General features: G+C 50.5%; 22 protein-coding genes and 1 tRNA gene. 2 read left to right on the forward strand and 21 right to left on the reverse strand.

Annotated features, from left to right (window positions below; genetic code table 11):
• The 15 genes from GX135_01770 to GX135_01840 all read right to left on the reverse strand — a co-directional run.
• A partial coding sequence (locus GX135_01770; GenBank protein ID NLN84815.1) for a rod shape-determining protein MreC occupies positions 1–664 on the reverse strand: 664 nt, incomplete at its 3' end.
• Positions 665–752: 88 nt separating this feature from the next.
• On the reverse strand, positions 753–1,790 hold the full coding sequence (locus GX135_01775) for a rod shape-determining protein (GenBank protein ID NLN84816.1): 1,038 nt from the start codon (positions 1,788–1,790) through the stop codon (positions 753–755).
• Positions 1,791–2,141: 351 nt separating this feature from the next.
• Positions 2,142–3,488, reverse strand: coding sequence for a glucose-6-phosphate isomerase (locus tag GX135_01780; GenBank protein ID NLN84817.1), 1,347 nt, complete (start codon positions 3,486–3,488; stop codon positions 2,142–2,144).
• 10 nt (positions 3,489–3,498) lie between these two features.
• On the reverse strand, positions 3,499–5,226 hold the full coding sequence (gene ptsP, locus GX135_01785; protein NLN84818.1) for a phosphoenolpyruvate--protein phosphotransferase: 1,728 nt from the start codon (positions 5,224–5,226) through the stop codon (positions 3,499–3,501).
• Positions 5,226–5,492 (reverse strand): HPr family phosphocarrier protein, encoded by a 267-nt coding sequence (locus GX135_01790; protein ID NLN84819.1) that lies wholly within the window; start codon positions 5,490–5,492, stop codon positions 5,226–5,228. Before GX135_01790 ends, ptsP begins: the two co-directional genes overlap by 1 nt.
• Positions 5,473–6,450 (reverse strand): HPr(Ser) kinase/phosphatase, encoded by a 978-nt coding sequence (gene hprK, locus GX135_01795; protein NLN84820.1) that lies wholly within the window; start codon positions 6,448–6,450, stop codon positions 5,473–5,475. The genes GX135_01790 and hprK overlap by 20 nt, the downstream gene beginning before the upstream one ends.
• A 61-nt stretch (positions 6,451–6,511) precedes the next feature.
• The gene (raiA, locus tag GX135_01800) at positions 6,512–7,048 is read right to left on the reverse strand and encodes a ribosome-associated translation inhibitor RaiA (GenBank protein NLN84821.1); all 537 of its coding nucleotides are present in this window, start codon (positions 7,046–7,048) and stop codon (positions 6,512–6,514) included.
• 18 nt (positions 7,049–7,066) lie between these two features.
• Entirely contained in the window at positions 7,067–8,467 is a 1,401-nt protein-coding gene (gene lpdA, locus GX135_01805; protein ID NLN84822.1) for a dihydrolipoyl dehydrogenase, read from the reverse strand.
• Positions 8,468–8,476: 9 nt separating this feature from the next.
• A complete protein-coding gene (rpoN, locus tag GX135_01810; GenBank protein NLN84823.1) occupies positions 8,477–9,928 on the reverse strand; it encodes an RNA polymerase factor sigma-54 in 1,452 nt (483 codons plus the stop codon).
• Complete coding sequence (lptB, locus tag GX135_01815; GenBank protein ID NLN84824.1) at positions 9,925–10,674, reverse strand: LPS export ABC transporter ATP-binding protein; 750 nt, start codon at positions 10,672–10,674, stop codon at positions 9,925–9,927. Before lptB ends, rpoN begins: the two co-directional genes overlap by 4 nt.
• A 30-nt stretch (positions 10,675–10,704) precedes the next feature.
• Positions 10,705–11,781 carry a hypothetical protein gene (locus tag GX135_01820; GenBank protein NLN84825.1) on the reverse strand — a complete coding sequence of 359 codons (1,077 nt, stop codon included), beginning with the start codon at positions 11,779–11,781 and terminating at the stop codon, positions 10,705–10,707.
• Positions 11,756–12,229 (reverse strand): LPS export ABC transporter periplasmic protein LptC, encoded by a 474-nt coding sequence (gene lptC, locus GX135_01825; GenBank protein NLN84826.1) that lies wholly within the window; start codon positions 12,227–12,229, stop codon positions 11,756–11,758. The genes GX135_01820 and lptC overlap by 26 nt, the downstream gene beginning before the upstream one ends.
• Before the next feature lie 52 nt (positions 12,230–12,281).
• Positions 12,282–12,839 carry an HAD hydrolase family protein gene (locus GX135_01830; GenBank protein ID NLN84827.1) on the reverse strand — a complete coding sequence of 186 codons (558 nt, stop codon included), beginning with the start codon at positions 12,837–12,839 and terminating at the stop codon, positions 12,282–12,284.
• Between the two features lie 142 nt (positions 12,840–12,981).
• Positions 12,982–14,157 (reverse strand): methionine adenosyltransferase, encoded by a 1,176-nt coding sequence (locus GX135_01835; GenBank protein ID NLN84828.1) that lies wholly within the window; start codon positions 14,155–14,157, stop codon positions 12,982–12,984.
• Between the two features lie 149 nt (positions 14,158–14,306).
• Positions 14,307–14,382: transfer RNA gene (locus GX135_01840), tRNA-Lys, on the reverse strand.
• A gap of 525 nt (positions 14,383–14,907) precedes the next feature.
• Between GX135_01840 and GX135_01845 the strand changes: the two genes are divergently transcribed.
• Complete coding sequence (locus tag GX135_01845) at positions 14,908–15,351, forward strand: GNAT family N-acetyltransferase (GenBank protein NLN84829.1); 444 nt, start codon at positions 14,908–14,910, stop codon at positions 15,349–15,351.
• Entirely contained in the window at positions 15,344–16,225 is an 882-nt protein-coding gene (locus GX135_01850; GenBank protein NLN84830.1) for a DUF2156 domain-containing protein, read from the forward strand. Before GX135_01845 ends, GX135_01850 begins: the two co-directional genes overlap by 8 nt.
• Positions 16,226–16,245: 20 nt before the next feature.
• Here GX135_01850 and GX135_01855 read toward each other — a convergent pair whose 3' ends face one another.
• From GX135_01855 to GX135_01880, 6 genes are all read right to left on the reverse strand, one after another.
• Complete coding sequence (locus GX135_01855; GenBank protein ID NLN84831.1) at positions 16,246–17,037, reverse strand: metal ABC transporter permease; 792 nt, start codon at positions 17,035–17,037, stop codon at positions 16,246–16,248.
• Complete coding sequence (locus GX135_01860) at positions 17,037–17,765, reverse strand: metal ABC transporter ATP-binding protein (GenBank protein NLN84832.1); 729 nt, start codon at positions 17,763–17,765, stop codon at positions 17,037–17,039. The genes GX135_01855 and GX135_01860 overlap by 1 nt, the downstream gene beginning before the upstream one ends.
• Positions 17,762–18,628 carry a zinc ABC transporter substrate-binding protein gene (locus GX135_01865; protein ID NLN84833.1) on the reverse strand — a complete coding sequence of 289 codons (867 nt, stop codon included), beginning with the start codon at positions 18,626–18,628 and terminating at the stop codon, positions 17,762–17,764. The genes GX135_01860 and GX135_01865 overlap by 4 nt, the downstream gene beginning before the upstream one ends.
• Positions 18,621–20,108 carry a leucyl aminopeptidase gene (locus GX135_01870; protein NLN84834.1) on the reverse strand — a complete coding sequence of 496 codons (1,488 nt, stop codon included), beginning with the start codon at positions 20,106–20,108 and terminating at the stop codon, positions 18,621–18,623. Before GX135_01870 ends, GX135_01865 begins: the two co-directional genes overlap by 8 nt.
• Before the next feature lie 30 nt (positions 20,109–20,138).
• Positions 20,139–23,150, reverse strand: a complete 3,012-nt coding sequence (locus tag GX135_01875; GenBank protein NLN84835.1) for a BamA/TamA family outer membrane protein — start codon at positions 23,148–23,150, stop codon at positions 20,139–20,141.
• 14 nt (positions 23,151–23,164) lie between these two features.
• The coding region (locus tag GX135_01880; GenBank protein NLN84836.1) for an MCE family protein at positions 23,165–23,910 on the reverse strand (746 nt) is incomplete at its 5' end.

The following is a 23,910-nucleotide window of genomic DNA, read 5'->3' on the forward strand; positions in this document are numbered from 1 at the left end:
GAGAATCGCGGATGCGGGATACTTTGCCCACAGGATAACCCTTGGGATAAAGTGTGGAAAGGTTTGAAGTTACGATTGTATCGCCCGCGCTGATTTGCGAGCCCAATCGAATCATGTTCATGTTTGTGTTGCCTGCGAGGTCGGACTGCAAAATGCCTTGAACGCTGGTGAGTTTGTCCATCACAGGAATCTGGAAACGCGGATTGCTGAAGGGCAAAACCACGCAGTTTGTGGCGGAAACCGAAATCACGCGCCCAACGATGCCACCCGCTGAAACCACAGGGCTGTTCACTTCCACGCCGCTCACACTGCCTTTGTTTACCACCAGGTTACGCTGTTGGAACTGTCCTGAATATCCGATTACTTCGCCAACTTCAAAGCTGATGCCTCCAGTGTCAAATGTAATGGCTTGCAGGGTTTGGCTTTCCTTGAGGACGTTGTTCAGCCTCAGGTTTTCCAGGGTGAGGGCAGCTTGCTGCTCTTGCAGACTCGCCAGTTCTCGTTTTAAGGAAGAATTTGAACGGAATACATTTATGGAACGGGTGAAGGGATAAAACACCGTTTGACCCAAAAACGAAGCACGTTTGGCCCTGCTTTCGGGACTGCCCAGACTCAGAGCCAGCGAGACCAACACCAGCGCCAGGGGCAATATCATTTTCTTCACGGATTCATCCTTTTCACCTATTGGTTGTCAAGCCCAGCCACAACGAGCCGGAAGCCCTTTTTCAATCTTGGTCGCGCTGAAAAGCCGCTCAGTCTTCGATGCGTTTGATCAAAACGTTGCGATAGCGGTCCAGTTCGTCCAAAACCTTGCCCGCGCCGCGGACAACACATTCCAGAGGGTCCGGCACCACATACACGGGAAGATCAACCGTTTTGGAGATTTTTTCGTCCAAACCTTTCAGCAGGGCGCCGCCACCGGTGAGGAAAATGCCTCGTTCGGCAATATCCGCAGCCAGTTCCGGAGCTGTGCGTTCGAAAAGCCTTTTGATAGCATCCACCATGGTGGCAATGGTTTCGCTGATGGCTTCGCGCACTTCTTCAGAGCTGATTTTGATGGTGACGGGGAAGCCGGAAACGATGTCCCGCCCGCGCACATCCATGGTCAGTTCTTGTTTTAGCGGATAAGCGCTGCCAATCTGCATCTTAATCTTTTCCGCGGTTTGCAGGCCAACGTGCAGGTTGTTCTTTTTGCGCAGATAGCTGATGATATCGTTATCCATCTTGTCTCCACCCACGCGGATGGAATTGTGTACCACAATGTGAGACAAGGAGATAACCGCAATTTCGCTGGTGCCGCCGCCGATGTCCATCACCATGTTTCCAAATGCTTCCTCGATGGGAAGTTCGGCGCCGATGGCAGCCGCGACAGGCTCGGAAACCAAATAGACCTCACGCGCGCCGGCATGGAGGGCGCTGTCGCGAACCGCGCGTTTTTCCACTTCCGTGATGCCGGAAGGAACGCAAACAATCACTCTTGGGCGCACCAAAAGGCGCTTTTTCTGCGCACGCAAAATCAGATCCCGCAACATCAATTCGGTAACTTGAAAATCGGCTATCACACCGTCTTTCATGGGTTTAACCACCCGAACTTCATCCGGGTTTTTACCCAGCATCACCTTGGCTTGCTGACCGATGGCGATTATCTTTTTGCTGTCGTTCGAAACAGCCACCACCGAAGGTTCGTCAATCACGATCCCACCGGTCTTTTTGTAAACAAGGGTGTTTGCGGTGCCCAAATCGATGGCGATGTCGTTGGCTTTCATACCGACAAAATCAAAAAAAGACATTTAAACTCCTCTGTATCAAAGCTTCAGGCAGTTCGAAGAACACCTGAAACGAAAGATTGGCTAATTATATCCCAATAAATTTTTGCAGTGATGCGCTGTCAAGTTAAAAAGCCGGAAACTGCCTGAATGCTAAATCGGCACAACTCCAAATCAATCTGAAAACCGCAGGGCGAAAATGCCTTTTTACCGATTTTGAGGGATTTAATTTGACCCTTCTTGCTTGCCGCCTTATATTTCCCTTATGATTTAAAAGCAAACATAAGCCACACATAGTTTTAGGAGCATGTGAAGATTTTCTCAGCAGACTCGTTCTAATCTTAGGGCATGGAAAAACTGTCAGGCTATCCGGGCTTAATCCTTCTCTTCCAGATATTTTTGGATTTCGGCACGCTCCTTGTCATATCCGGCTTTTCCCATCAAAGCGTAAGTGGCAATTTTTCCAGCCTCCACGCCAGGTTGATCCAAAGGATTGATGTGCAAGAGCTTCCCCGCAAAAACGGTTTGGATTTCATACATCATGATGAATTCACCGAGGTGAAATTCGTCAATGGCGGGGAAAACTATGTTACAATTTGGACGATGGGCTTTTGTGAGCGCAATTTCGGTGGCAAGTCTTTCAGCGTTAAGCAGTTCAGAGAGTTTTTTGCCGCCCAAATAGCTCACTTCCTCACGCTCGGGATGCAGGTTTGGGATAAGGTAGTCGTGTTGGAAGTTTTCCACGCTCAGGAAGGTGAAAACCTTGTCGTTGGGGCCTTCGGCGTAAAGCTGCACCTGGGAATGCTGGTCCGTGGTACCGAGAGCTTTCACAGGTGTTTGCCCCACAAAGATTTCACGTCCCTTGATGTCGTGACGTTTGCCCAGGCTTTCCGCCCAAAGCTGGCGATACCAATCCGCCATGTCATACAGTGAATTTGAATAGGGCATCATCACCGAGATATTTTTCCCTTCCCGCATGTAAAGGTAATGCAGAAAGCCGTTTAGATAGGCAGGATTGTCGAAGCTGTCCAGCGTTTCACAGCGCTCACGCATGGAAGCGGCGCCCTGAAGCAATCGGGCAATATCGATGCCCACAAAAGCTGATGACAGCAGGCCCACATCCGTGAGCACGGAAAAGCGCCCGCCAACGTTGTTCGGAACCACAAAGGATTGATAGCCTTCATCTTGGATAACCTGACGCAGGAACCCTTTTTCGCTGTCGGTGGTGATGATAATCCTTTTTGTGTAATCCGCGGGATGGCGTTTTTTGATGATATCTGCCAAAATCATATAGCCAGCCATGGTTTCGGCTGTGGTGCCACTTTTGGTGATAACGTTGAAGAGAGTGGTGTCAAGATCAATCTGGGACAGGATTTCATGCAAATAAACCGGGTCCACATTGTCGAAAACCAGGAGACGGCGTTTCAGCTCACGCTCGGTTTTCAGCGCTGAATAGAGCGCTCGGTTTCCCAAAGCGGAGCCTCCAATGCCCAGCACCACCATGGTATCAAAATGGGGATCGACGCTGGAAACATAATCCAGGATGGGACTTATGTCATATTCCGGAAGCTCGTAAAAACCCAGGATATCGGCTTTGCGGTCGGCCTGTATTTCTTCATGAGCCTGCAGGCAGGCATAGCGAAAATCCTGTACTTTCTCCGTGGGAATGGCTGTTGGCAAATCCTTTGAATGCAAAAGGTTACGATATTCAAAACGCAGCATGTGCTCTCCTTTAAGGGTTGTAATATGGTTTAAGGCGTTCATAGACGAGGGTTTCGATGGCGGCAAGGCTGCCTAAGTCGGCTTCCTGCACGAGTTTGAAAAGGATGTCGTCGCAACGCCGGATGATGGCTTTGCAATCCAGCCAGGATGCCGGCGCCACGCTCAGTTCTTCAAAACCCATGCCAATCAGCAGGGGCAGATATTCTGTCTGGGAAGCCATTTCTCCGCAGATGGAGACGGCTTTGCCATGCTTTTTTCCGGCCTGAAGCGTGGTTTGCATAAGTTTCAGCACCGCAGGGTGATGGGAAAGATAGTAGGATGTAAGCTCAGAATGGTTTCTGTCCGCCGCCAGAGTGTATTGAATCAAATCGTTGGTGCCGATGCTCATAAAATCGCAATGCGCGGCCAGTTCCTCGGCGCAAAGCGCGGCGGAGGGGATTTCTATCATCACGCCCAGGGGCAGCTCAGAATCGAAGGCAACCCCTTGCGCGGCAAGCTGTTCCATGCAGCTTTGCACCACGCTGCGCGCGGCGAGAAAATCCTTGAGATCCGCCACCATGGGAAACATCAATTTGAGGCGACCAAAAGCACTGGCACGCAGCACGGCACGAACCTGGACGCGGAAAAGCTGTTCATGAGCCAATGAAAAGCGGATGCCTCGAAGCCCCAGATATGGATTATCTTCCGGTTCCGAAGGGATGAGATGCGAAATCTTGTCGCCACCCAAGTCAAAAGTGCGGATGGTAACGCTATGTGGGGCAAATTGTTCCGCCATTTTTCGATAGTTTTGGAACTGGCTTTCCTCGTCGGGAAGATCGTCCTGCCCAAGATAAAGAAATTCGGTGCGGTAAAGCCCCACCCCATCAGGGTTTCCCTGTTTCAACATTCCCAGTTCGGTGTTCAGATCCAAATTCAGGCGAAGCTTGATTTTTTGACCGTTTTGGGTTTGGGTGGGAAGTTCAGCTTCGCGTAAAGCAGCTTCCTGGCGATGGTTGTATTTCTTTTGTAAATCCTGGTAGAGGCGCAGGGTATCTGCATCTGGATTGAATATGGCTTTGCCCTGTAAAGCATCCAGAATCAGGGTTTCACCGCCTTTCACAGCTTGAAATAATCCAGGCAGTGAAGCCAGCGCGGTAAGCTTCAGGGAACGGCTGATTATGGAAGCGTGGGATGTGTAGCTGCCATGCTCGGCGCAATATGCTTTCACGCCTTTTTGGGCGAGATTGCTCACCAGCGATGGTTCCGCTTCTTCCAAAACAGCAATCTGATGGGGCTTCCAATCATCCGGAATATTCACTTTTGAGCCCGTAAGTTCATGCAAAAGGCGGTTTTGCACATCCTTGAAATCGGAGGCACGCTGGGCAAAATAGGGGTCTTCAAGTTGGGAAAAATGTTCACGCACCCCTTCGAAATTTTCTTTCACGGAAGCGGCGGCTGAAAGCAGATTGTCTGCGATGCTAACCCGGATTTGTCCCAACATTTCGGGATCTTCCAGAATGAGGAGGTGGGATTCCAGGATTTCGCGGTCGGAATCGGCACCTTTGAAGGCCTGCAACTGCTGTTCCATTTCAGCCTTAATCCTCGCCACGGCGGCATTTAAGCTATGAAGCTCAGCATCCAGTTCATCCTTGAGGATGTGGTGGCGTGAAATCACCCAATTTTGTGTTTTCAGCGGGCGCGCTTCACCGATGGCAAGACCGGGACGAATAACAATGCCGCTGAAGATTTGCATGGGCATCATTCTTCTCCAAAGCCACCACTGATGAGGGCTCCAATCTCTTCCAGCAGATATTCCTCATCGACTCCATCGGCGATGAGATTCAGGGTGGAACCGCATTCCGCAGCCAACATCATCACGCCCATGATGCTTTTTCCGTTCACGCGCATGTCGTCTTTTTCGATGTAAAACTCGCTGCGATATTTGGTTGCGGCTTTCACAATCAGCGCGGATGGCCGGGCGTGGAGGCCCATCGGATTTGTGACTTTAATCTTTATTTGGCGCATTCGAGCTGCCAGAGCCTGATTTGATGAGGGTTTGTTTGCGAATTTCGTCGTGCAGTTGAAGATTGAAATCTTCCGCCGCGTCGTAGCCGCCGCCTTTCAGAATCATGTTTTTGGCAGCCACTTCCACTATTACGGACACATTTTTACCAGGCGAGATGGGCAGATAGATGATGGGAACCTTGAAGCCGAGGTGATCGGCAAAATTGGTGACCAAACCCACGCGTTCATAGTCCAGATTGTCCTGCCAGGGCATCAGCTCAATCTGCAAATCGATGTTTTTTTGTTTGCGAACGCGTTCGATGCCGAACATGCGTTCCACATTGATGAAGCCCACGCCGCGGATTTCCATGAAATGGCCAAAATCGCGGGCGGGTTTTCCAACCAACTGTTCGTCCAAAACCTTGATGGCAACCATATCGTCCGCCACCAGGCTGTGTCCGCGCTGGATGAGATCGAGCGCGCATTCGCTTTTGCCAATGCCGCTTTTACCCGAAAGCAGGATGCCCAGACCGAAGACATCCACCAAGGTGGCATGAATCTTCTTTTCCGGGGCAAAAACATAATGTAAGTAGCGGAGTAGCTGGGCGATGAGCTGCGCTGTGGAAAAACGGCTGGAGATGATGGGGATATTGAGGTCGTTGCCCAGATATTCCAGTGTGGGTGGCAATGAAAGCCCCTTCGTAACAATGATGCAGGGAATGTCCAGCTTGAAAAGCGAGCGGGCTCGCTCCAACATCGTATTTTCATCCAAGCTTTGCAGATAGCGGACTTCCACCTCGCCAAAAACCTGGATACATTCGCTGGAAAAGAAATCCAAATAGCCGGAAAGAGCCAGGCCGGGGCGGTTGATATGGGCCGAAGCAAGCGTCTTGTCCAGGGTTTCCGGCTCGGTCACCAGGGACAGCGCGAAGTCTTTTTTCTTGGTGTCGAAAAATTCTCGGATGCTGATGGATTTCATGGACACTCCTTCAGCCCACCGAGGCTGCCGAAATCAAGTCCGGCAGCCCGGGGCATGAAATTCAGGGTTCTATCAGTTTATAATTCTGGCTGTCTCTTCTGACCAGCACATTAAGTCGGTCGGTTTCCACATTTTTAAAGATGAGGAACTCTTCCTTTTGGTTGTCTATTTTCTCCATGGCTTCCTCAACGGAGATGGTTTCTGCCACGGCACGCTTGGTTTTGACGGTTTTGTGGGCTTTGTTTTCCAGGTTCACAAAAAGGTCGGATTCGCGCGAGAAATCCCGGAATTGATCTTTGAGCGCGCGTTTTTGGTGGTCGGTCACACGGTCTTTCAGTTTTTTGACCTGCGCTTCCATCCTGTCCAGAGCGTTGTCGATGGAAAGATACATGTCCATTTCCTCCGCCTGGCTTTGCAAGCCGAATCTTGAAGCTTGCAGCGAGATTTCGCAAATGTTGCGGCTGCTTTCCAAAGACAGGGTGACGTGGACAGCAATGATGTGGTCAAAATACCTTTTGATCTTCAGGCACGATGATTCAACATAGTCCCTGATAGCCTTCGTGAGTTCGAAATTACGGGCTGTGATCGTGATCTGCATGTGTGATTCCTCCTTTTCTTAGATTTTATTGATGGACATGTTTTGTAAATCTTCAAGGGATTCCTTGATGGTTTCCGAAAGTGTGGGATGGGCGAAAGTGATGTTTTCCGCGGCGTCCGCCTTCGCGCCCAGCGAAATCAAAATAGCACCCTGGGCGATCAATTCCGCGGCGTTGAGCCCCAGAATGTGCATGCCAACCAGGCTGGAATCATCCGCCCGGGCAATGGTTTTCACCAAACCAAAGGTTCCGCTCATGGCAAGAGCTTTTCCGTTTGCGCTGAAGGGGAATTTCCCCACTTTAATCTCACCGAATTTTTCGCGAGCCTCAGCCTCGGTGTAGCCAACAGAAGCCAGCTCTGGCATGGTGAAAGTCACGCGGGGGATTTGAATATAATCCAAATCCGGAATTTCAGGCTGACTGCCATCGATAATGCCCTTGATGTGGGCTGCGGCAATCATACCCTGCTTGCTGGCGGTGTGTGCCAGAGGCATTTTTCCGGTGAGGTCGCCAATGGCGTAGATTCCAGGCAGGCTGCTGCGCATGAAACTGTCAATTTTCACGGCGCCGGCTTCCATTTCAGGACCTGCGCCCTGCCAATCAAGCTCCATACGGGGAACCCGACCCACACTCAGCAACACTTTTTCAAAGCTAAGTTTGCTGCCGTCAGTCAGTTCCAGTTCGCAGCCTCCTTCCATGGGCGTAACCTTTTGCACGCCCACTTTGGTGCTGATTTTGACGCCGGCTCTCTTCAACGCCATGGTGAGGCGTTTGCTCATTTCCTCGTCTTCATTTGCCACAATGCGGGGCAGAAATTCGATAATCTGGGTCTGCACGCCAAAACTGTTTAAAATGGAGGCGAATTCACAGCCGATCACGCCGCCGCCAACCACTGCCAAACTTTTGGGCAGGCTTTCCAAAGCCAAAAGTCCGGTGGAAGAAAGCACGTTCACCTCATCGATGGCCACGCCAGGTAATTCCTTCGGCAGCGATCCCGTCGCCAGGATTAGAAAACGCGCTTTGATGGCGGTTCCAGCATCGGTTTTCAGCTCCCAGCCTTCATCAAGACGGGTTACGGCAACAGCTTTTTCGGCAATAACCGGGATCTGGCGCTTTTTGAAAAGATGCTCCACGCCGCCCACAAGCTGTTCCACAATGGCATTCTTGCGGGCAAAAATGCGCGCGTAATCCAGGCTGGGGCTCATTTCAGAGAAACCAAATTCCGGCGCCGAACGCATCTCGGAAAACAGTTCCGAGCTTTTCACCAGAGCCTTGGTGGGGATGCAGCCTTCGTTCAGGCAAACCCCGCCCAGGCGTTTCATTTCCACAACGGCAACATCAATGCCATACTGATTGAGGCGGATGGCTGTTTCATAGCCTCCCGGACCGCCTCCAATAATCAAAACTTCACGGTCAAACAAAAAACCTCCTTATTGTCTGCGCAGCCGACTGTTCAAAATCCCCAGCTCGGCACGGTATTTCGCAACTATGCGTCGCGAGATGGTAAGCCCTTCCCCGGCAAGCATTTCAACCAAATCCTGGTCGCTCAGAGGGCGGCTTTTATCCTCGGCATCAATCAGGCAGATGAGCCTGGTCTTCACGTGCTGGCGGGAAATGCCTTCAAAATTACTGTCCATACCGGCGGTGCTGCTGAAAAAATCCTTCAGCGCCCGCATGCCGTATGGTGTGTCCGCATATTTATGTTTCACAACGCGGGAAATGGTTGATTCGCTTACACTTAGGTCACGCGCTATCACGGCATAGGTGAGCGGTTGAATCAATCCGGTTCCCCCGGCGAAAAAATCCGGCTGGTGTTTGATGATGGAGCGCGCCACACGTTCCAAGGTGCGGGTGCGCATATAAATGCTTTTGATGAGGAATTTGGCGCTGTTGATGCGGTCGCGCACAAACCTCAGGGTGTCGCGATCAAAACGACCACGGTTAATCATCTTCCTGTAACGCGAACTTATCACGATATTTGGGCTGATATTGTCGTTGATAATCACTTCAAAGCGGTCATCGATTTTTTTGATGGAAATATCTGGAAACACATAATTTGTGCTGGGAGACAAAATGCGCAAGCCGGGCTTGGGGTCCAGTTTCGAGATGATGTCGCGCATGGCGAGAATGTGGTCTTCTCCCACGCCAAAATGGGATGCCAGTTTTTGGAAGCGGCGATGGATGAGATTATCGAACTGGTCGTCGCAAAGCCCCACCAGGATGCGGTTTTGCAATTGATCTTCGGAAAGCTGCGCCAACAGGCATTCCCTGATGTTTCTGGACGTGATGCCTCTGGGCTCCAGTTGCAAAACGATGTCGTGAAGCTCCTCAGCGCGTTTTGGGCTGATGCCAAATTGTTTGGCAACCTTTCTCAGGGTGATGTTTTCGGGCAAAAAGCCATAGATATCACAGCTATCCAAAAGCTCGGCGATAAATTCCACCTCGATGTCGGGCAAAGAGAGCGGATAAAGCTGGCGTAAAAACTTTTCTTTCCCATCCTCTTCATAGCGGATGAAGGATTCTTTTTGCTCCTGTTCCGGTTCTTCGCGGCTGGCGTCGTAGCTTTGATGATAATCATTCCATTGATCCAGGATTTCGGTCAGTTCATTGGCTTCGCTGAGGGTTGTGTCCAGTTCATCATCCGTTTTCTCATCTTCAGCGTCGTTTTTGCTTTCTTGTTCCTGTGTTTCAAGGTTTTCGGGTTCTTCCTCGTCCTTTTCTTCACGCAGTTCCAAAAGCGGATTTTGCTCCAATTCCAGCTTGATGTATGCCTCAAGCTCCAACATGGGCAGAGCAAGCATTTTCAAGGATTGAAGCATCTTTGGCTTCAGAGCCAATTCCTGCTTTTGTTTCAGGCCAAGGTGTTGATCCATTGTGCTCATTGCTGGGTCTCAAATGGGTTGGACATAAAGCGTTCGCCCAAATATAGTTTACGGGCTTTTTCATCATTGATCAGTTCCCTGGAAGAACCTGATACAATGATCTTTCCTTCAAAGATAATATAAGCCCGGTTCACGATTTTCAAAGTTTCGATCACGTTGTGGTCAGTCAGCATCACTCCGATATTTTTCTGACGGAGTTTGGAAATGATATCCTGAATATCCGCCACCGCGATGGGATCCACCCCCGCGAAAGGTTCGTCCATAAAAATGAAGGTGGGATTTGTGACCAGCGAGCGCGTAATCTCCAGTTTACGGCGTTCGCCACCGGAAAGGGTGTATGCCTTTTGGTTTGCCAGGGCGCTCAAGTTCAGCTCTTCCAAAGCGCTTTCCAGGCGGATTTTGCGTTCAGCCCGGCTGATTTTCAGAGTTTCCAGGATGGCCAAGATATTTTGTTTCACGGTGAGCTTGGCAAAAATGGAGGGAGCCTGAGCCAGATAGCCCAAACCAAGCCTGGCACGGCGATACATGGGAAGCCGGGTGATATCTTTGCCATCCAGCCAAACCTTTCCCGCGTTCGGTTTTGCCAAGCCCAGAATCATATAGAATGTGGTGGTCTTACCCGCGCCATTGGGGCCCAGGATTCCAACCACCTCTCCCTGTTGCATTTCCATGCTCAGGTTGTCGACAACTTTGCGTCGACCATATATCTTAACCAAGTTTTTTGCCTGGATCTTGTGCGCTTCCATATCTTTAAAATACCCCAAAATTCAGCTTTGTCAAGAGTCGTTGTGAAACTTGTAAACCCCGTTGACACGGGTGCGCATTTGCATCGTATCCAGTTCGCTCTTATCAGAAAAACTGGCTTCCAAACTATCTCCATTCGCTGTATTCAAAAAGTAATCACGATCCTCGCTTTTTTGCTGCAAATAGCTGTATTCGACCGATTTTTCCGCCTCAAAATGCCGAATTTGCCGGTCTTCAAAATCCACCTGGATATAATCCGCCGTCACCCAGTTTTGCTTTTGCTCGTCTTCACCTTCGGAAAAATCCAAGCGACAGGAATCGATGAGTTCGACCCTTTCGAGCACGCGCTCCTGGAAATAGAGATAAAACTCATCCGCGCTGGCAATTGCCTTTTCGGAACGAAATTCCGGCTCTCCGATAAACAGTGCCTTGTCCTCGTTCATCAGATAGACCAAAAAGTCACTGCTGGCCTCAAATTCCTGGCTTCGCGCCAAAACGTTGAAGGTGGCCATCAGTTTCCGCTCGTTTTGGAAATATTCGAATTTATCGGCTCTCACGCTCACTGTATCCTTGCCGGCAATGTGGATGAATGGCTCTTCAACCAGATAGCTATAGCGGTTTTTTCTATCCCAAAAAGCATAGCCGCAGGTGATGTCCGCGTTTTCCTCCCTGTCGTAGGAACTGACGTTTCCCCAAACAGTTACACTATTGTGAAGCTGATCGTAAACCGCTTTGTCCGAGCGGAACCAGCGAATCACCTCCCCTTTTTTGCGTTCCTCGATTAAAACCTTCCCGCCGGCGTTAAGCTGTTCAATTTTGCGATAGTAGGTGAGGCTGTCCGCGGAAATGCTCAGCGAATCGTTGTTCACCTTCACATTTCCATCCAGTCTCGCGATTTTTTGCAGGTCAAAGATTAGCGCCCGGTCTGCCTTGAATTCCGTTTTTCCATACCAAAAATGAACCCGCCCATCCAGCTTCATCACCTGTTCATCCTGCATTTTTGTGAGCTGAAGCTTGTCGGAATGGATAACGCGAATCTTTTCGCGTCCCTGCCCCCAAAGGCAGAACATCGCCAGCAGCAGGCTACCAATCAAAAATGCTTTCTTCAAAGAAACCCTCGGCGGATATGTTGTCCATTTCTGTGGGATAAATGCTGAGTGTGGTGAGCAAGTTCCTGCCACGCAATACGTTGTTACCCTTGGTCAGTGTCACCGCATCCGGCGCTTGAACCTCGTCTGTATTGCGGTCCCAGATCAGGCGCTGGCTGCTCACGCTGCCTTCTTTTCCCACCAGTTTCACATTTCCGTAGGCAAAAACCATGTTGCGCGCGTCGTCCACGATGGTGCTGTCTGCCTTCAGGCTGGAGCCTCCACCCTCGGCGTCGAAAGTGGTGATGTCAACCTTGTAGGCGTGCATGACCCGCTTTTCGTTCCAGCGATCGATGCGTTCCGCCTTCAAGACGTAGGAAATCTTTTTCCCGTCGTATTCAGTGATGGTCACATTTGTGCTGCTTTCATCCGGAATTCCGCGCTTCATCTTCTCTGTCTGGTTGTCCAAACCACCTTCCCCGCAGGAAAAAAGCAGGGACAACATCAATATTGGCAACAGCTTAACTGAGCCGCGCCAGATATTTGAGAACGGCTTCTTCAAAGATGCCTTTGCGCGTGAGCACATATTCGATACATTCCCGGACCGCACCGTGGCCACCCTTGGCTTTGGTCACAACGTCGCAGAGCGCTTTGACGCTCTCCGGAGCGTTGGCAGGGCAAACCGACACCGCCGCGCGATTCATCAGCGGGATATCGTTCCAGTCGTCACCCATAAAGAGCATGTTGTTAAAACCAAGCCCCAGTTCCTTTAACAGGCCTTGGGCGATTTGCAATTTGTTGGGAATTTTTTGGAAAAGGTGAGAAATCCTGAGGTCTTGGCAGCGGCGCTTGAGCAGGTCGGATTCGCGCCCGGTGATGACCGCTGTTTGGATATCTGTGCCCCAAAGCAGCATGAATCCCAATCCATCCTGAGCGCTGAAATTCTTGCTCTCGCCGCCGGCACTGTCATAGATAATTCTGCCATCGGTCAAAACCCCGTCACAATCGAAAGCCAAGAGTTTGATTTTTTCCCAATAAACCATGGCTTTCGTGGGTTTCACCAGCTTTTCATAGCTCATCCAAACCTCCAATATTCGCGTTTATCATCATCAAAAAAACCTCGCGTCAAGCCCGGAGGCTTCACGCCAAAAAGCGATTCCGCTGCCTTTTTCAGGCAACCATCAAATTCCAGAACATTCAGGCGAAAACCGCCACGATTTCCTATTTTAAAGCCTTGGTTTTTTCCCAGGTGAAATTCGGTTCTTCACGCCCAAAATGGCCATAAGCGGCTGTGGGCAGGAAAATAGGCCTTCTTAGGTCAAGATATTCGATGATTCCTTTAACTGTCAAGGGAAAACTATCACGAATGAGTTTTTCCAATTCCTGATCCCCAATCCTGCCGCTGCCAAAAGTCTCCGCCATCAAGGAAACCGGCTCGCTTTCGCCAATCACAAAACTAAGCTGCACAAGGCATTCCGCCGCCAAACCGGATTCCACCACGCTCTTCGCGATGTGGCGCGTCATATAGGTTGCACTGCGGTCAACTTTGGTGGCATCCTTGCCCGAAAATGCGCCACCACCGTGCTGAGCCCAACCGCCATAGGTATCCACAATGATTTTGCGTCCTGTTAGTCCGGTATCGGCTGCTGGACCTCCGTTTTCCCACATCCCGCGAGGGTTAATCATAATCCGGTAATCCGCGGCGTGAAAACTGCTGCAGGAATCGCTTTCCATCTCTTCCACCGTGGGTTTGATGACCAGTTTTTCAATCATCCGTTTCATTTCGGCAAATTCAGCGGGGTTTTTGTGAAGGTGATGGGTGGAAATGACCACGGTTTCCAAAGAGGAGGGTCTGCGTCCACAATAGCGCAGGCTCACCTGGGATTTGGAATCTGGCAAAAGGCCGGGAATCTGTCCGTCTTTGCGTGCTTTGGCGAGGTTTTGCATCAAAAGATGGGACATCGCGATGGGCACCGGCATCGAAAATTTTGTCTGGTTGCAGGCATAACCGAACATCAGGCCTTGGTCGCCGGCGCCTTCATTGGTTTGCAGCTCAACGGTTTGGGCATGCAAAAGGTTTTCGATAACGCAGGTCTTTGCGTCGAAACCGAGGTTTGGTACCACGTAGCCGATGTCGGAAATCACCTTGCGGACGATTGATTCCACGTCCAATTTAATATCCCCAGAGGTGGAAACCTCTCCGGAAAGCACCACTCTATTTGTGGTGGCAAGTGTTTCGCAGGCAACCCGGGCATACGGGTCTTCCTTCAGGTAGGCATCCAGAATGGCATCCGAAATCTGGTCGCAAACCTTGTCTGGATGTCCCTCCGATACCGATTCGGAGGTGAAAACGTATTCGTTTTTGTCGCAGGGCACAGCAGCGTGCAAAGCAGTCATTCTATACTCCTTTTTTTTAATATCTCGTTTTAGGATGGCTTTGCAGCGGATAAAAAAAATCCGGCTGCTAAAGCCGGATGGATAAATACCGAACTTTAGCACATATTTTCTGCGGAGCAAAGGTTAAATCACCGCAATCAACAAAATTATGGTACATCTCGGGGGATTCGAACCCCCGACCCACTGATTAAGAGTCAGTTGCTCTACCAACTGAGCTAGAGATGCACCGCATTGGCGTCATATTTTTCAGTGCCCTCACCATGTCAAGATAAATGGTGGAAAACATATTTCACCTTTATCCTGAATAATTGGCACCATTTGTCAATCCACGCATTCACGGCATCCTGAAGGGTGACTCCTGCTTGCCGCCTTTGGTATTCCTTATGTTTCATAAGGCAACCATAAGCCAGACAAAGAGATAGGGCTTGGAGACCCGCTTTTCAACAGACTCGTTCCATATATATGAAGACTGTTTTTGTTAACCGAAATCGGTGAAGCTCCCTTGCCTCTGGCTCATGAGTGCGTCGTTCATGCCCAAGGAACATCGCGTAAAGGCTTAGCGATGCTCATGGGATGCTCCCAAGTTACACCTGAGCCACCGCCTTGCAGCAGTGAAGCGGGAAGATTTTTGGCTCATTTTTGCCAGGCTTGAGGAGCTTGAAAGCCTGATGAAAAAACCGATTTTACAAGATGGCGGTATTGGGTTATATTATTTTAAAATGAATTTTTTACATGGAGAAAGGACAACAAATGACAGATAGAATTGAGATCAGCATCGTTAAGGAAGCCGATCCGGAGCAAATCCTGGCGCTTTATCGTCATCAGGGTTGGTGGGAAAAAGACGAAAACCCTCAATATCTGGAGACGGTGAAAAGCATCGTGGAAAACAGTTTTTGCTTCGCGATTGCAAAATTGGGGGATAAAATCGTGGGTATGGGACGCAGCATCAGCGATGGCAACAGCGACGCCTATATCCAGGACGTGGTGGTACACAGCGATTTACGCGGCCAAGGCATCGGTGCCGGAATCATGAAAAAGATTTTGGAACACCTCCACAAACACAAAATCCAGTGGATTGGCCTCATTTCGGAACCGGGGCAGGAAGATTTTTATGGAAAGCTGGGGTTTTTGCAGATGCCGAATTACACACCCATGCTGTTGGAAATGCCCAAAGAAAAGGACACCCATGTTTGAACTGAGACCCCTGACCCCGGATGAAATCCCAATTTTAAAGAACTTTTTGGAACCCTACCCACGCCAATCCTGTGACTACGCGATTTTTAACCTGATGACCTGGGGAAAAATCTATAACAACCACTATGCCATCTGGCGCGAACACCTGATAATCTACAACCAAATGCATACCAACGTGTTTTTTCCTGTGGGACCGGGACTTAGCTCCGCTGAGCTGCGAGAATTAATCGAATATTTCCGGGAAAGAGACCCGGAGGCGAAGATGGTGTTGGTACCGGATGATTGGCAGCTTTCAAACCCGGACCTGGATCAACATTTCAGGCTTTGGGAAGAGCGGGATTGGGCGGATTATGTATATCCCACGGAACTTATGGTGAGCCTCAGCGGTAGAAAACTGGCGAAAAAGAAAAACTTGATTTCCCAATTCCGGCGCGCTTATCCAGATTACCAAGTACTGCCGCTCACCAAGGATAAACACCCAGTGCTTCTGCGTTTTACAGAAAAATGGAGACGTGAGCGCGGCGCGGAGGGACAATATCTGGACACCGAAATGCAAGCAATCAGAAACAGCTTGGAAATGTGGGACAATATCCCCGCGGAAGGCATCATTATCTGCCATCATAACAAGATTTCCGCCTATTCGGTTTTCTCTCCCCTGAACGCAGATACCGCCACGGTCCACTTCGAAAAATTTGACCCGGATATGAAAGGCAGCGCCCAGATTATCAACTGGGAAACGGCAAAAGTGTTGCAAAACCGCTTCAAATGGATAAATCGGGAGCAGGATATTGGGCTGCGAGGATTGCGGCAGGCGAAACTTTCATATCAGCCCGAGCGATTGGTGCCCTTTATTTTTGGAGAATTAAAACCTTAGAATGGTGATTGCGAGAGGCTTCAGCTTCCAGGTTTTGGTCTGAAAGCCAAGCTGATTAGATAGAGCGCAAACTCCAGCAGAACGATGTTTGCGCCGGTGGGCAGATTCAGCCACCAGGACAGGGCAAATCCTCCGGCAGCGGCAAGAATGGCAACCAGAGCGCTCGCCGCCACGGCTTGATCCAAGCGCCGCACAAGGTTGAAGGCTGTGGCTGCGGGCAAAATGAGCTGGGCGCTCACCAAAATTATTCCCGCGGCGCGCAGCGTGATGACGATATTTGTTGCCAAAAGGATGATGAAAGCATGATCCACAGCCCGTACGGGCAGGCGGAAAAACTCTGCCATTTCCGCATTGTAGGAAAGGTAGAACAGTTCCTTGAAACAGACGACTATGAAGACAAGATTCACCAGCGAAAGCAAGCCCAGTTGCCAAATTTCCGAGGGTGAAGCCAAAAGCACATTTCCAAAGAGGTAGTTCGCCAAATCGAAGGTGTAGCCCCGGCGCAGAGAGATGAGCACGATGCCCAGCGCCATGGAAACACTCAGGAAAATGGTGATGGCATTTGCCTCCTGAAGCTGGTGTCTGCGCGAAAGCCAGGTGATGAGCAAAGCCACCCCCACCACAAAAATCAGGGTCACCAGTTGCAGATGCAAGCCCAAAAGCAGCGCCAAAGCAATGCCGGCAAAGGCGATGTGGGAAAGCGCTTCACCGAGGTAGGAAACCTTGCGCAGGGTCACAAATGGCGAAAACAACGCCAGGGAAAGCGAGGAAAGCAGCGAGGCAAGCAAAGCTTGGAGCAAAAAACCCAGCATCAGTATTCCTTTTCGATCAGGCGCACGGTTTCACCAAAGGTTTTTTGGATGATTTCGGCGTTCACCAATTCGGTTTGCGTGTGGCAGTGCAAGGTTCGGTTCAGACAAATCAGAAAGCTGCAATATTCGGTGAGAATGTTGAGATCGTGGGAGATGGTAACGATGGTTTTACCAGCGTTGTTCAGCTCTTTGAGCAGTTCGAAAAAGCTTTGCACGCCAGGGAGGTCAACCGAGGCTTCCGGCTCGTCCAAAATCAGATATTTGCTGTCGGAAACGATGGCTCTTGCCAAAAAGACGCGCTGCAATTCGCCACCGGAAAGTCCACCCAGTTGCTGGGAAGCCAGATGAGCAATTTTGGTGGTTTCCAGTGCCTTCAAAGCTTTTTGTTTATGGCTTTTGGAGAAGCGCTGACCAAGCTTCAGCCCTCCCGCCAAACCCAGAAGAACCAAATCCAGCGCGGTGGCAGGAAAGCGGCGGTCAAAATCTTCCGCCTGAGGCAGATAGCCCATCGGATTGCGTTTCAGCCACAGATGATGGGGAATGCCGTCAATTTCGATGCTGCCGCTTTGCAAGGGCAAAAAACCCAGAATCAGCTTGATAAGGGTGGATTTTCCCGCGCCGTTGGGGCCGATAATGGCGGCAAATTCACCCTCGGCAAGCTCGAGGCTGATGTCCTCCAAAACAATATTTCCGTCAAAGCGGTGGGAAAGACCGCTGATTTTTATCATTGTCCGTTCGCGGCTTGGGTCCAGATGGAGCGCATCCGCTCCCAATTCGTTTCGATGAGTTCCGTCAAAGTGCTCACATCCAGGCTGGTTCCCAGAGGATCCAGTTCCACAATTTCCAAACCAAATTCATTTGCCAGCACCTGGGCTGATTTTTTATCCATCTGAGGTTCCACGCACACAGCGGTGACGCCGTGTTCCTTGATGAGTTTTCCCAGGCGGGACAGATCTCCGGGGCCAGGTTCATGTCCTGGAGAGCTTTGCACGCTACCCAGGTCGTCGATTTTATAAAGCTCGCTGAAATGGTGGAAGCTGTCGTGAAAGGTGATGAGCGGAGTTTCTTCCAGGCGCTCGCGGTCGGAATTAATGCGCGAATCCAGTGCTTTCAGGGTCGCGCCCAGATTCATGCCATTCTCTTTTATGGTTTCGCTGTGATCCGGGAAAAGCCTTTGCAGCCTGGGAATCAGCTCCCAAACGAGGTGTTGCATCAAGACTGGCGACAGCCAAAGATGAGGGTTGCCATCCTTCCCGGCGGCTTCTTCACCCAAAAGCGCTGAAACTCTCAGATGTCTTTCTCCCAACGCATCAAAAGCTTGATCCAGCTCGGCTTCCAAGCCATAACCATTGGAAAGAGCGAAAACGGCTTCATGCAGGTCGGCAAGTTCTTGAGGGCGAGGGCTGTAGCTATGAGGCGAGGCGTTTGGCGGAATGAGGGTTCGAACCTCAAAATCCGGTCCCATAATTTCCCGCAAGAGCAGTTCGTAGGGATAGATGGAGGCAATCACCAGAGGCTTTGTTTCTTTTTCGGCAGATTTACAACCGAAAATCAACAGCAGTATCAGCAGAAGTGGCAGTATTTTACGCACTTTTCGTCCCCAAGGTGCGCAGGAACTGGGTCAGCAATCTCACGCCCACTCCGGTGGCGCCATAGGGATTCACTCCGTTGGGTTTGTCCTTGAGGGAGGTGCCAGCAATATCCAGATGCAGCCAGGGTTTTGAGCCCACAAACTCTTGGATGAACAGCGCGGCGGTGATGGCTCCAGCCACAGGCGCGCCATTTTTGAGATCGGCAATTTCAGAACGCAAGGATTCCAGATAGGGCTTGTGAAGAGGCAGTTCCCAAACCAGATCACCGGTGTGGTCTGCGGCTTCCTTCATTTTTGCCATCATTTTGTCGTCGTTGCCCAAAACGGCGGTGATTTGGTTGCCCAAGGCTCCCGCTGCGGCACCGGTGAGGGTGGCAATATCAATGATTTTATGCACTTTCATGCGGCTGTTGGCATAGTGGATGGCGTCCACAAGTGTGAGGCGTCCTTCCGCGTCGGTATTGATAACTTCAATCGTTTTGCCAGACATGCTGCGGATAATATCGCCATTGTGGTACGCGCCGCCGGAAATCATGTTTTCGCAGGCGGCGATGACGCCAACCACGTTCACCTTCAGCTTCAAAGTGCTGATGGCGGCAAAGGTTCCGATCACAGCCGCGGCTCCAGCCATATCGCATTTCATGGTCAGCATGCCCTGGGCTGTTTTGATGCAATAGCCACCGCTGTCGTAAGTTAGGCCTTTGCCAACCAGCGCGACGGTCTGGGCTTTGGGGTCGGGATTGCCGTTGTAGTGCATCAGGATGAGTTTCGCTTCTTTTTCCGAGCCCTTGGAAACGGAGAGGAAGGCTTCCATTTTCAGCCTTCTGAGCTTGTCTTCATTGAAAACATCAATGGAGAAACCATATTTAAGGGCTGCTTTTTTGGCAAAATCCGCCAAAGTTTCGGGATAAATCACGTTCGCCGGCTCGTTCACGAGGTCGCGCGCCAGGTTTGTGGCTTCGGCATAAATCCTGCCTTCCAAAATGCCACGGTTGATGTTGCGCGAGGATTTTGGCACCATGGCAAGATGGATGGCTTCCAGCGTGGGGCTCTTTTTATCTTCCAGATATTTATCAAATTTATAGGCAACCAAAAGCGCCGTCTCTGCCAGGATGTGACCAAGGTTTGCTTCGCTCATGGGGCTTTCGAAACCCAGGAAAAACCAGGCTTCTTTCGCCCCGGCGCCCAAAGCGGCGCGGATGGCGGCAGCCATGGTTTCCCGCATTTTATTTGTGGTCAATTCGCTCAAATTCCCCACCCCGCACAGAATCACTTTGCTTCTTTTTTTGGCGTGCAGCAGGGAAAAGCTTTTAACCGCAGCGAAGTCGAATTTGAATTCATCTTCCTTGATGGTGGCGGCAACAGCTTCGCGAACATATTTTGGAAGGTGTTCCAGAGCGCCAACGTCGCCGTTTTCGCCCAACATGATGATGATGGTTTCCATATAATCCACAGGTTTACGCATCAAATCGATTTTCATTGGTGTTTCCTCATTTATCTTTTTATTATCTTAAAAATCTTCACTTAGACCGATGTAGAAAGTTGGCCGGGAATGGGTTTCCAAGTCTGTGAGCCAGGTGACGTCGAAGCTGAGGACCAGGTAGCCCAAATCCAGCCTGGGACCAAAGCCATAACCCAATTTCAGGTCTTTCAGGCGGCTGCCTTCGAAAGGCTGGAAGCTGTCAAAATCGTCAAAAACCGTGCCCAACTCTGCAAACAAGCTTCCCCGGATGTTTGGAATCGTGATGGGCAGCGGGAAAGCCATGCTGATATATTCGAAAAATGGAAAGCGGAATTCGGCTGTGGCGACGGCTTTTTTGCTTCCGCTGATGTTTTCACTCAAGGCGCGGATGCCATAATAGCCTCCCAGGGAAAAACGCTGGGGGCTGTCGCCTTCGCTGATGCCCGCAATTCCTCGCAGGGCAATGGAATAGCGTTTATTGAAAAGCGTGTAGCTGCGCCAATCCAGATAATTTGTAACATAATCCACGCTGCCGTCGCTGAGGCTGAGGCTGAGATCATACATGGCGCGCCAACCCAGCAGAGGACCGGTGGAACCGTAAAGCGCGTTGTCGTGTACCAGCCTCAAACCCGGGGCATAAACCCAAGCCTTGTTTTGGCCTTCAAACAGGTCAAGACTGTCTCCCAGAGCGTGGAGAGTGCCTTTTCGCTGGTAGAACATATTATCCAGTTCCACCCGGAAAAAGCGACTGAAGGGGTAGCGCATCAAAAAATGGAGCCCGGACTGCCGTTCGTGGTAACGATACCAGGTTTCACCCTGGAGACTTGGCCCGCGGAAATAAAATTCGTCGTTCAGATTGAAGACCCCAACGCCATAATCCATCCGCTCTTTCAGATACAGATAGCTGAGGCTGAGATTGGATTCATCCAGTTTTCCAGACACACCGGCGTTGATGCCAATGCCGTGATTTCCCATCATGTCGCTCATGCTAAGTTCCACATAGCCAACGGTTCCCACAGCCGGCGAATATGCCAGCCCACCCCACAGGGCATCCAGAGCAAAGCGTGCGCGATATGGCTTAACCTCTGGCGGGTCAATCTTTTGGGTGGGGCGGTTATCATAACTGAAATCCAACATGAGCTGCAAGGAATCCTCCGCCGCATATTCAAATGGACGCGGCGAATTCAAAAAAGAATCTCGCAAAGCGTGGCTGGCAGCAGGATTCACCCTCTTGGGACGTTGCCTTGGGCGTTTTCCAAAATAATCCAAATCGCCCAAGTCTATATTTTCCAACAGTCTATCGGTTTTATCAACGATTCTGGGGCTGGGATAATCCTCAAATTCAAACGAGCCGGGATTCACATCCTTGTAAAAAATATCCCAGGAGCCATCAAAATAGTTCGCCGCCACCAAGCTCCTGCCGTCTGGAGAAATGTCAGCAGCGTAAACACCGCTCAACACATTCGTTACCCTTGCTTTCTCACTTTTCTCCAGGTTCAGCGCGAAAAGATTGCTCACGCCGTCTTCATAAGTCACGTAATACAGATTTTCACCAGTGGAATCAAGCTGAGGGAAGGCGCAGTCCCGCTTTTCATGGGTGAGGCGGGTCAATTCTCCTGTTGCCAGCTCCAGGCTAAAGATGTCTGTAATGAGATCGGCAAACATCCCGCGGCGCGTGTTTTGAGTATCACGGCTGCGTTCGGAAGCAAAAATGATGCTGTTGCCGTCAGGACTGAAACGCGGCTGAAGATCGTTGTAAAGATCATCCGTGAGGCGTGTTATCTCCTCCGTTGCCAAATCCATTAAAAAGAGATCACAGCGCATGCCCTGTTGGCCGGCAAAAACCAAACTTTCCCCATCGGGTGAAACATCAAGCTCGTAAACCGCGCTCAGGCCTGTGGGAACGATGGTTCGCACAATCTTGCGCCTGTCCACATCCAGAATGTGGATACAGTCGCCAGTGGCGGTTTTGGCGGCAAAAGCAACGCGCTTGCTGTCTGGAAACCAGCTCAAATTCGAACGAAAATAGTGGAATTCCTCAGTTTTGGCTCCGGCTTCGCCTTTCAAAACGCGTTTGGGCTCGCTCAAACCGTGCAGAGTGCCCATCCAAATACTGTAGCGCGCGCTGGAATTGTTAAAATAGACGTAGCGGTTGCCATCTGGGCTAAAACGCGGTGCCAGATTAAGATAGGCACCGTCTTTCTTGCTGTTGCTGCGCTTTTCCATGCTTTCCACCGGGATGGTCTGCGCTTCCACCATTGGCCAAAAATCACGCTTGAGCTGATAACGCCAGCGGTTTTCAAGTTCTTTGAATTCCAGCCCGAAAACCTTTTGGGAAGCCGTGTCCATGCTGCTCATGGAGCGGAGGGCGTAGTAAAATTCCGATACTTTTTCACGGCCATATTGCTGGGCAATGAAGGCCAAAAAGCTTTCGCCCATGCGATAAGCATAATATCCACCAACGTTTTCCAGCCCCAGCATCCTGTCGTTGACCACCATGTCCAGGATGAACATATTGTTGTAGTCATTTTCCCCACCCAGGGACAGAAATTCCGGCAGACCTTCCGAAAACCAGAAGGGAAAAGAGCGCGGACGCATTGAACTGAGAGCGCTTTGCACGCGGTCGTCCAAAGCGTTGATGTAGGCATGGGTAAGTTCGTGCGCCAAAAGCGATTCCAAATCCACATAACTGCCCTCAAAGGGGATGGCAACCCGGTTTCTAAGGCTCTCGGTGAAGCCTCCAACTCCTTCGGTGAGAAGAGGATAGATGATGTTTGTACTCAGGAAGGAGCTTTTACTCCCATAAAACATGATGGGAATGCGCGAGCCCACAGGAAAGCTGAATTGTTCCTTCAGCGCATAGTAGGTTTCTTCCGCCATCAGAGCTGCCAAACGGCCGAACTCGTCCTCGTTTTTGGGATAGTAGATATCGAAGTGCATGGTTTGGAGAACAGACCAATCTTCTCTGCCGTAGTTGACCTTATTTTGGCCAAAATAGTAGGCAGAGACGCCAACGCTATAAAACAGCAGCAGGACGAGAACGATGTATCTTAATTTCATTTAAATCCTATCTTTTAAAAAATGCTGAACTTGAGGTATTTTCTGGGATTGGCGCGCAGGTCACGTGCCAGTGAATCAAGCTGAGCCACAGAGCTTTGCAGTTGTTTATACAAGGCGGCATCCCGCAGCAACAATCCTGCGCTGCTCTCGTCTGAATTCAGCGCGTCCGCGGTTTGTTCCAGTTTTCTTGAAAGAGTTTTGAGGCTATCCAAAGCCGAACTCACATCCGCCATCACACCCGGAGCCTGTTCCAAAGCAGGATCCAACCGCTCAGAACTGCTTTTCAGCACGCTGCGAATCTCGCCAGTCAAGGTTTCGATTTCCCCCAGAGTTTGGCGCAAATCATTTTTGGCATTTATGGCAAATCCATCAATGGAATCAACTGCTTTTCCCGCGCCGTCGATGAGCTCGGAAGATCTTTTGAGAAGTCCCTCATCATCGCGCAGCGAATCAAAAAAAGTCTTGAGCCCGTCCATCGCCAGGCTGGCCTGATCCATGGTGTTTATAATTCCGGTGGAGGTATCCCCTTTTTGAACCTTTTTAAGATTCAGCGGGGCTCCATCACCCTGGGAAATATGCAAGCCGGTTCCGCCCATCAAACTGCGGTCGGAGATGAAAAACCGCGCTCCCTCACGCAAATTGATGTCGCTGCTGATGCGCGCGGTCACCAAAATATCGTCATTCCGCGCCTTAATCTTTTTCACCCGACCCACTTCCATGCCGCGATAATTTACCTGGTCGCCAACTTCCAGACCCATCA

The organism is Candidatus Cloacimonadota bacterium (assembly GCA_012522635.1).
In the GTDB taxonomy this organism is placed as follows: Bacteria; Cloacimonadota; Cloacimonadia; order Cloacimonadales; family Cloacimonadaceae; genus Syntrophosphaera.

Excerpts from the sequence above, each read along its gene's own strand:
- GX135_01850 (NLN84830.1), top strand. The coding sequence starts at position 15,344 with ATGTTTGAACTGAGACCCCTGACCCCGGATGAAATCCCAATTTTAAAG.
- GX135_01875 (NLN84835.1), bottom strand. The coding sequence starts at position 23,150 with ATGAAATTAAGATACATCGTTCTCGTCCTGCTGCTGTTTTATAGCGTT.
- GX135_01780 (NLN84817.1), bottom strand. The coding sequence starts at position 3,488 with ATGCTGCGTTTTGAATATCGTAACCTTTTGCATTCAAAGGATTTGCCA.
- GX135_01845 (NLN84829.1), top strand. The coding sequence starts at position 14,908 with ATGACAGATAGAATTGAGATCAGCATCGTTAAGGAAGCCGATCCGGAG.
- hprK (NLN84820.1), bottom strand. The coding sequence starts at position 6,450 with ATGAAATCCATCAGCATCCGAGAATTTTTCGACACCAAGAAAAAAGAC.
- GX135_01830 (NLN84827.1), bottom strand. The coding sequence starts at position 12,839 with ATGAGCTATGAAAAGCTGGTGAAACCCACGAAAGCCATGGTTTATTGG.
- raiA (NLN84821.1), bottom strand. The coding sequence starts at position 7,048 with ATGCAGATCACGATCACAGCCCGTAATTTCGAACTCACGAAGGCTATC.
- GX135_01855 (NLN84831.1), bottom strand. The coding sequence starts at position 17,037 with ATGCTGGGTTTTTTGCTCCAAGCTTTGCTTGCCTCGCTGCTTTCCTCG.
- GX135_01775 (NLN84816.1), bottom strand. The coding sequence starts at position 1,790 with ATGTCTTTTTTTGATTTTGTCGGTATGAAAGCCAACGACATCGCCATC.
- GX135_01835 (NLN84828.1), bottom strand. The coding sequence starts at position 14,157 with ATGACTGCTTTGCACGCTGCTGTGCCCTGCGACAAAAACGAATACGTT.
- lptB (NLN84824.1), bottom strand. The coding sequence starts at position 10,674 with ATGGAAGCGCACAAGATCCAGGCAAAAAACTTGGTTAAGATATATGGT.
- rpoN (NLN84823.1), bottom strand. The coding sequence starts at position 9,928 with ATGAGCACAATGGATCAACACCTTGGCCTGAAACAAAAGCAGGAATTG.
- ptsP (NLN84818.1), bottom strand. The coding sequence starts at position 5,226 with ATGCCCATGCAAATCTTCAGCGGCATTGTTATTCGTCCCGGTCTTGCC.
- GX135_01860 (NLN84832.1), bottom strand. The coding sequence starts at position 17,765 with ATGATAAAAATCAGCGGTCTTTCCCACCGCTTTGACGGAAATATTGTT.
- GX135_01790 (NLN84819.1), bottom strand. The coding sequence starts at position 5,492 with ATGCGCCAAATAAAGATTAAAGTCACAAATCCGATGGGCCTCCACGCC.
- GX135_01870 (NLN84834.1), bottom strand. The coding sequence starts at position 20,108 with ATGAAAATCGATTTGATGCGTAAACCTGTGGATTATATGGAAACCATC.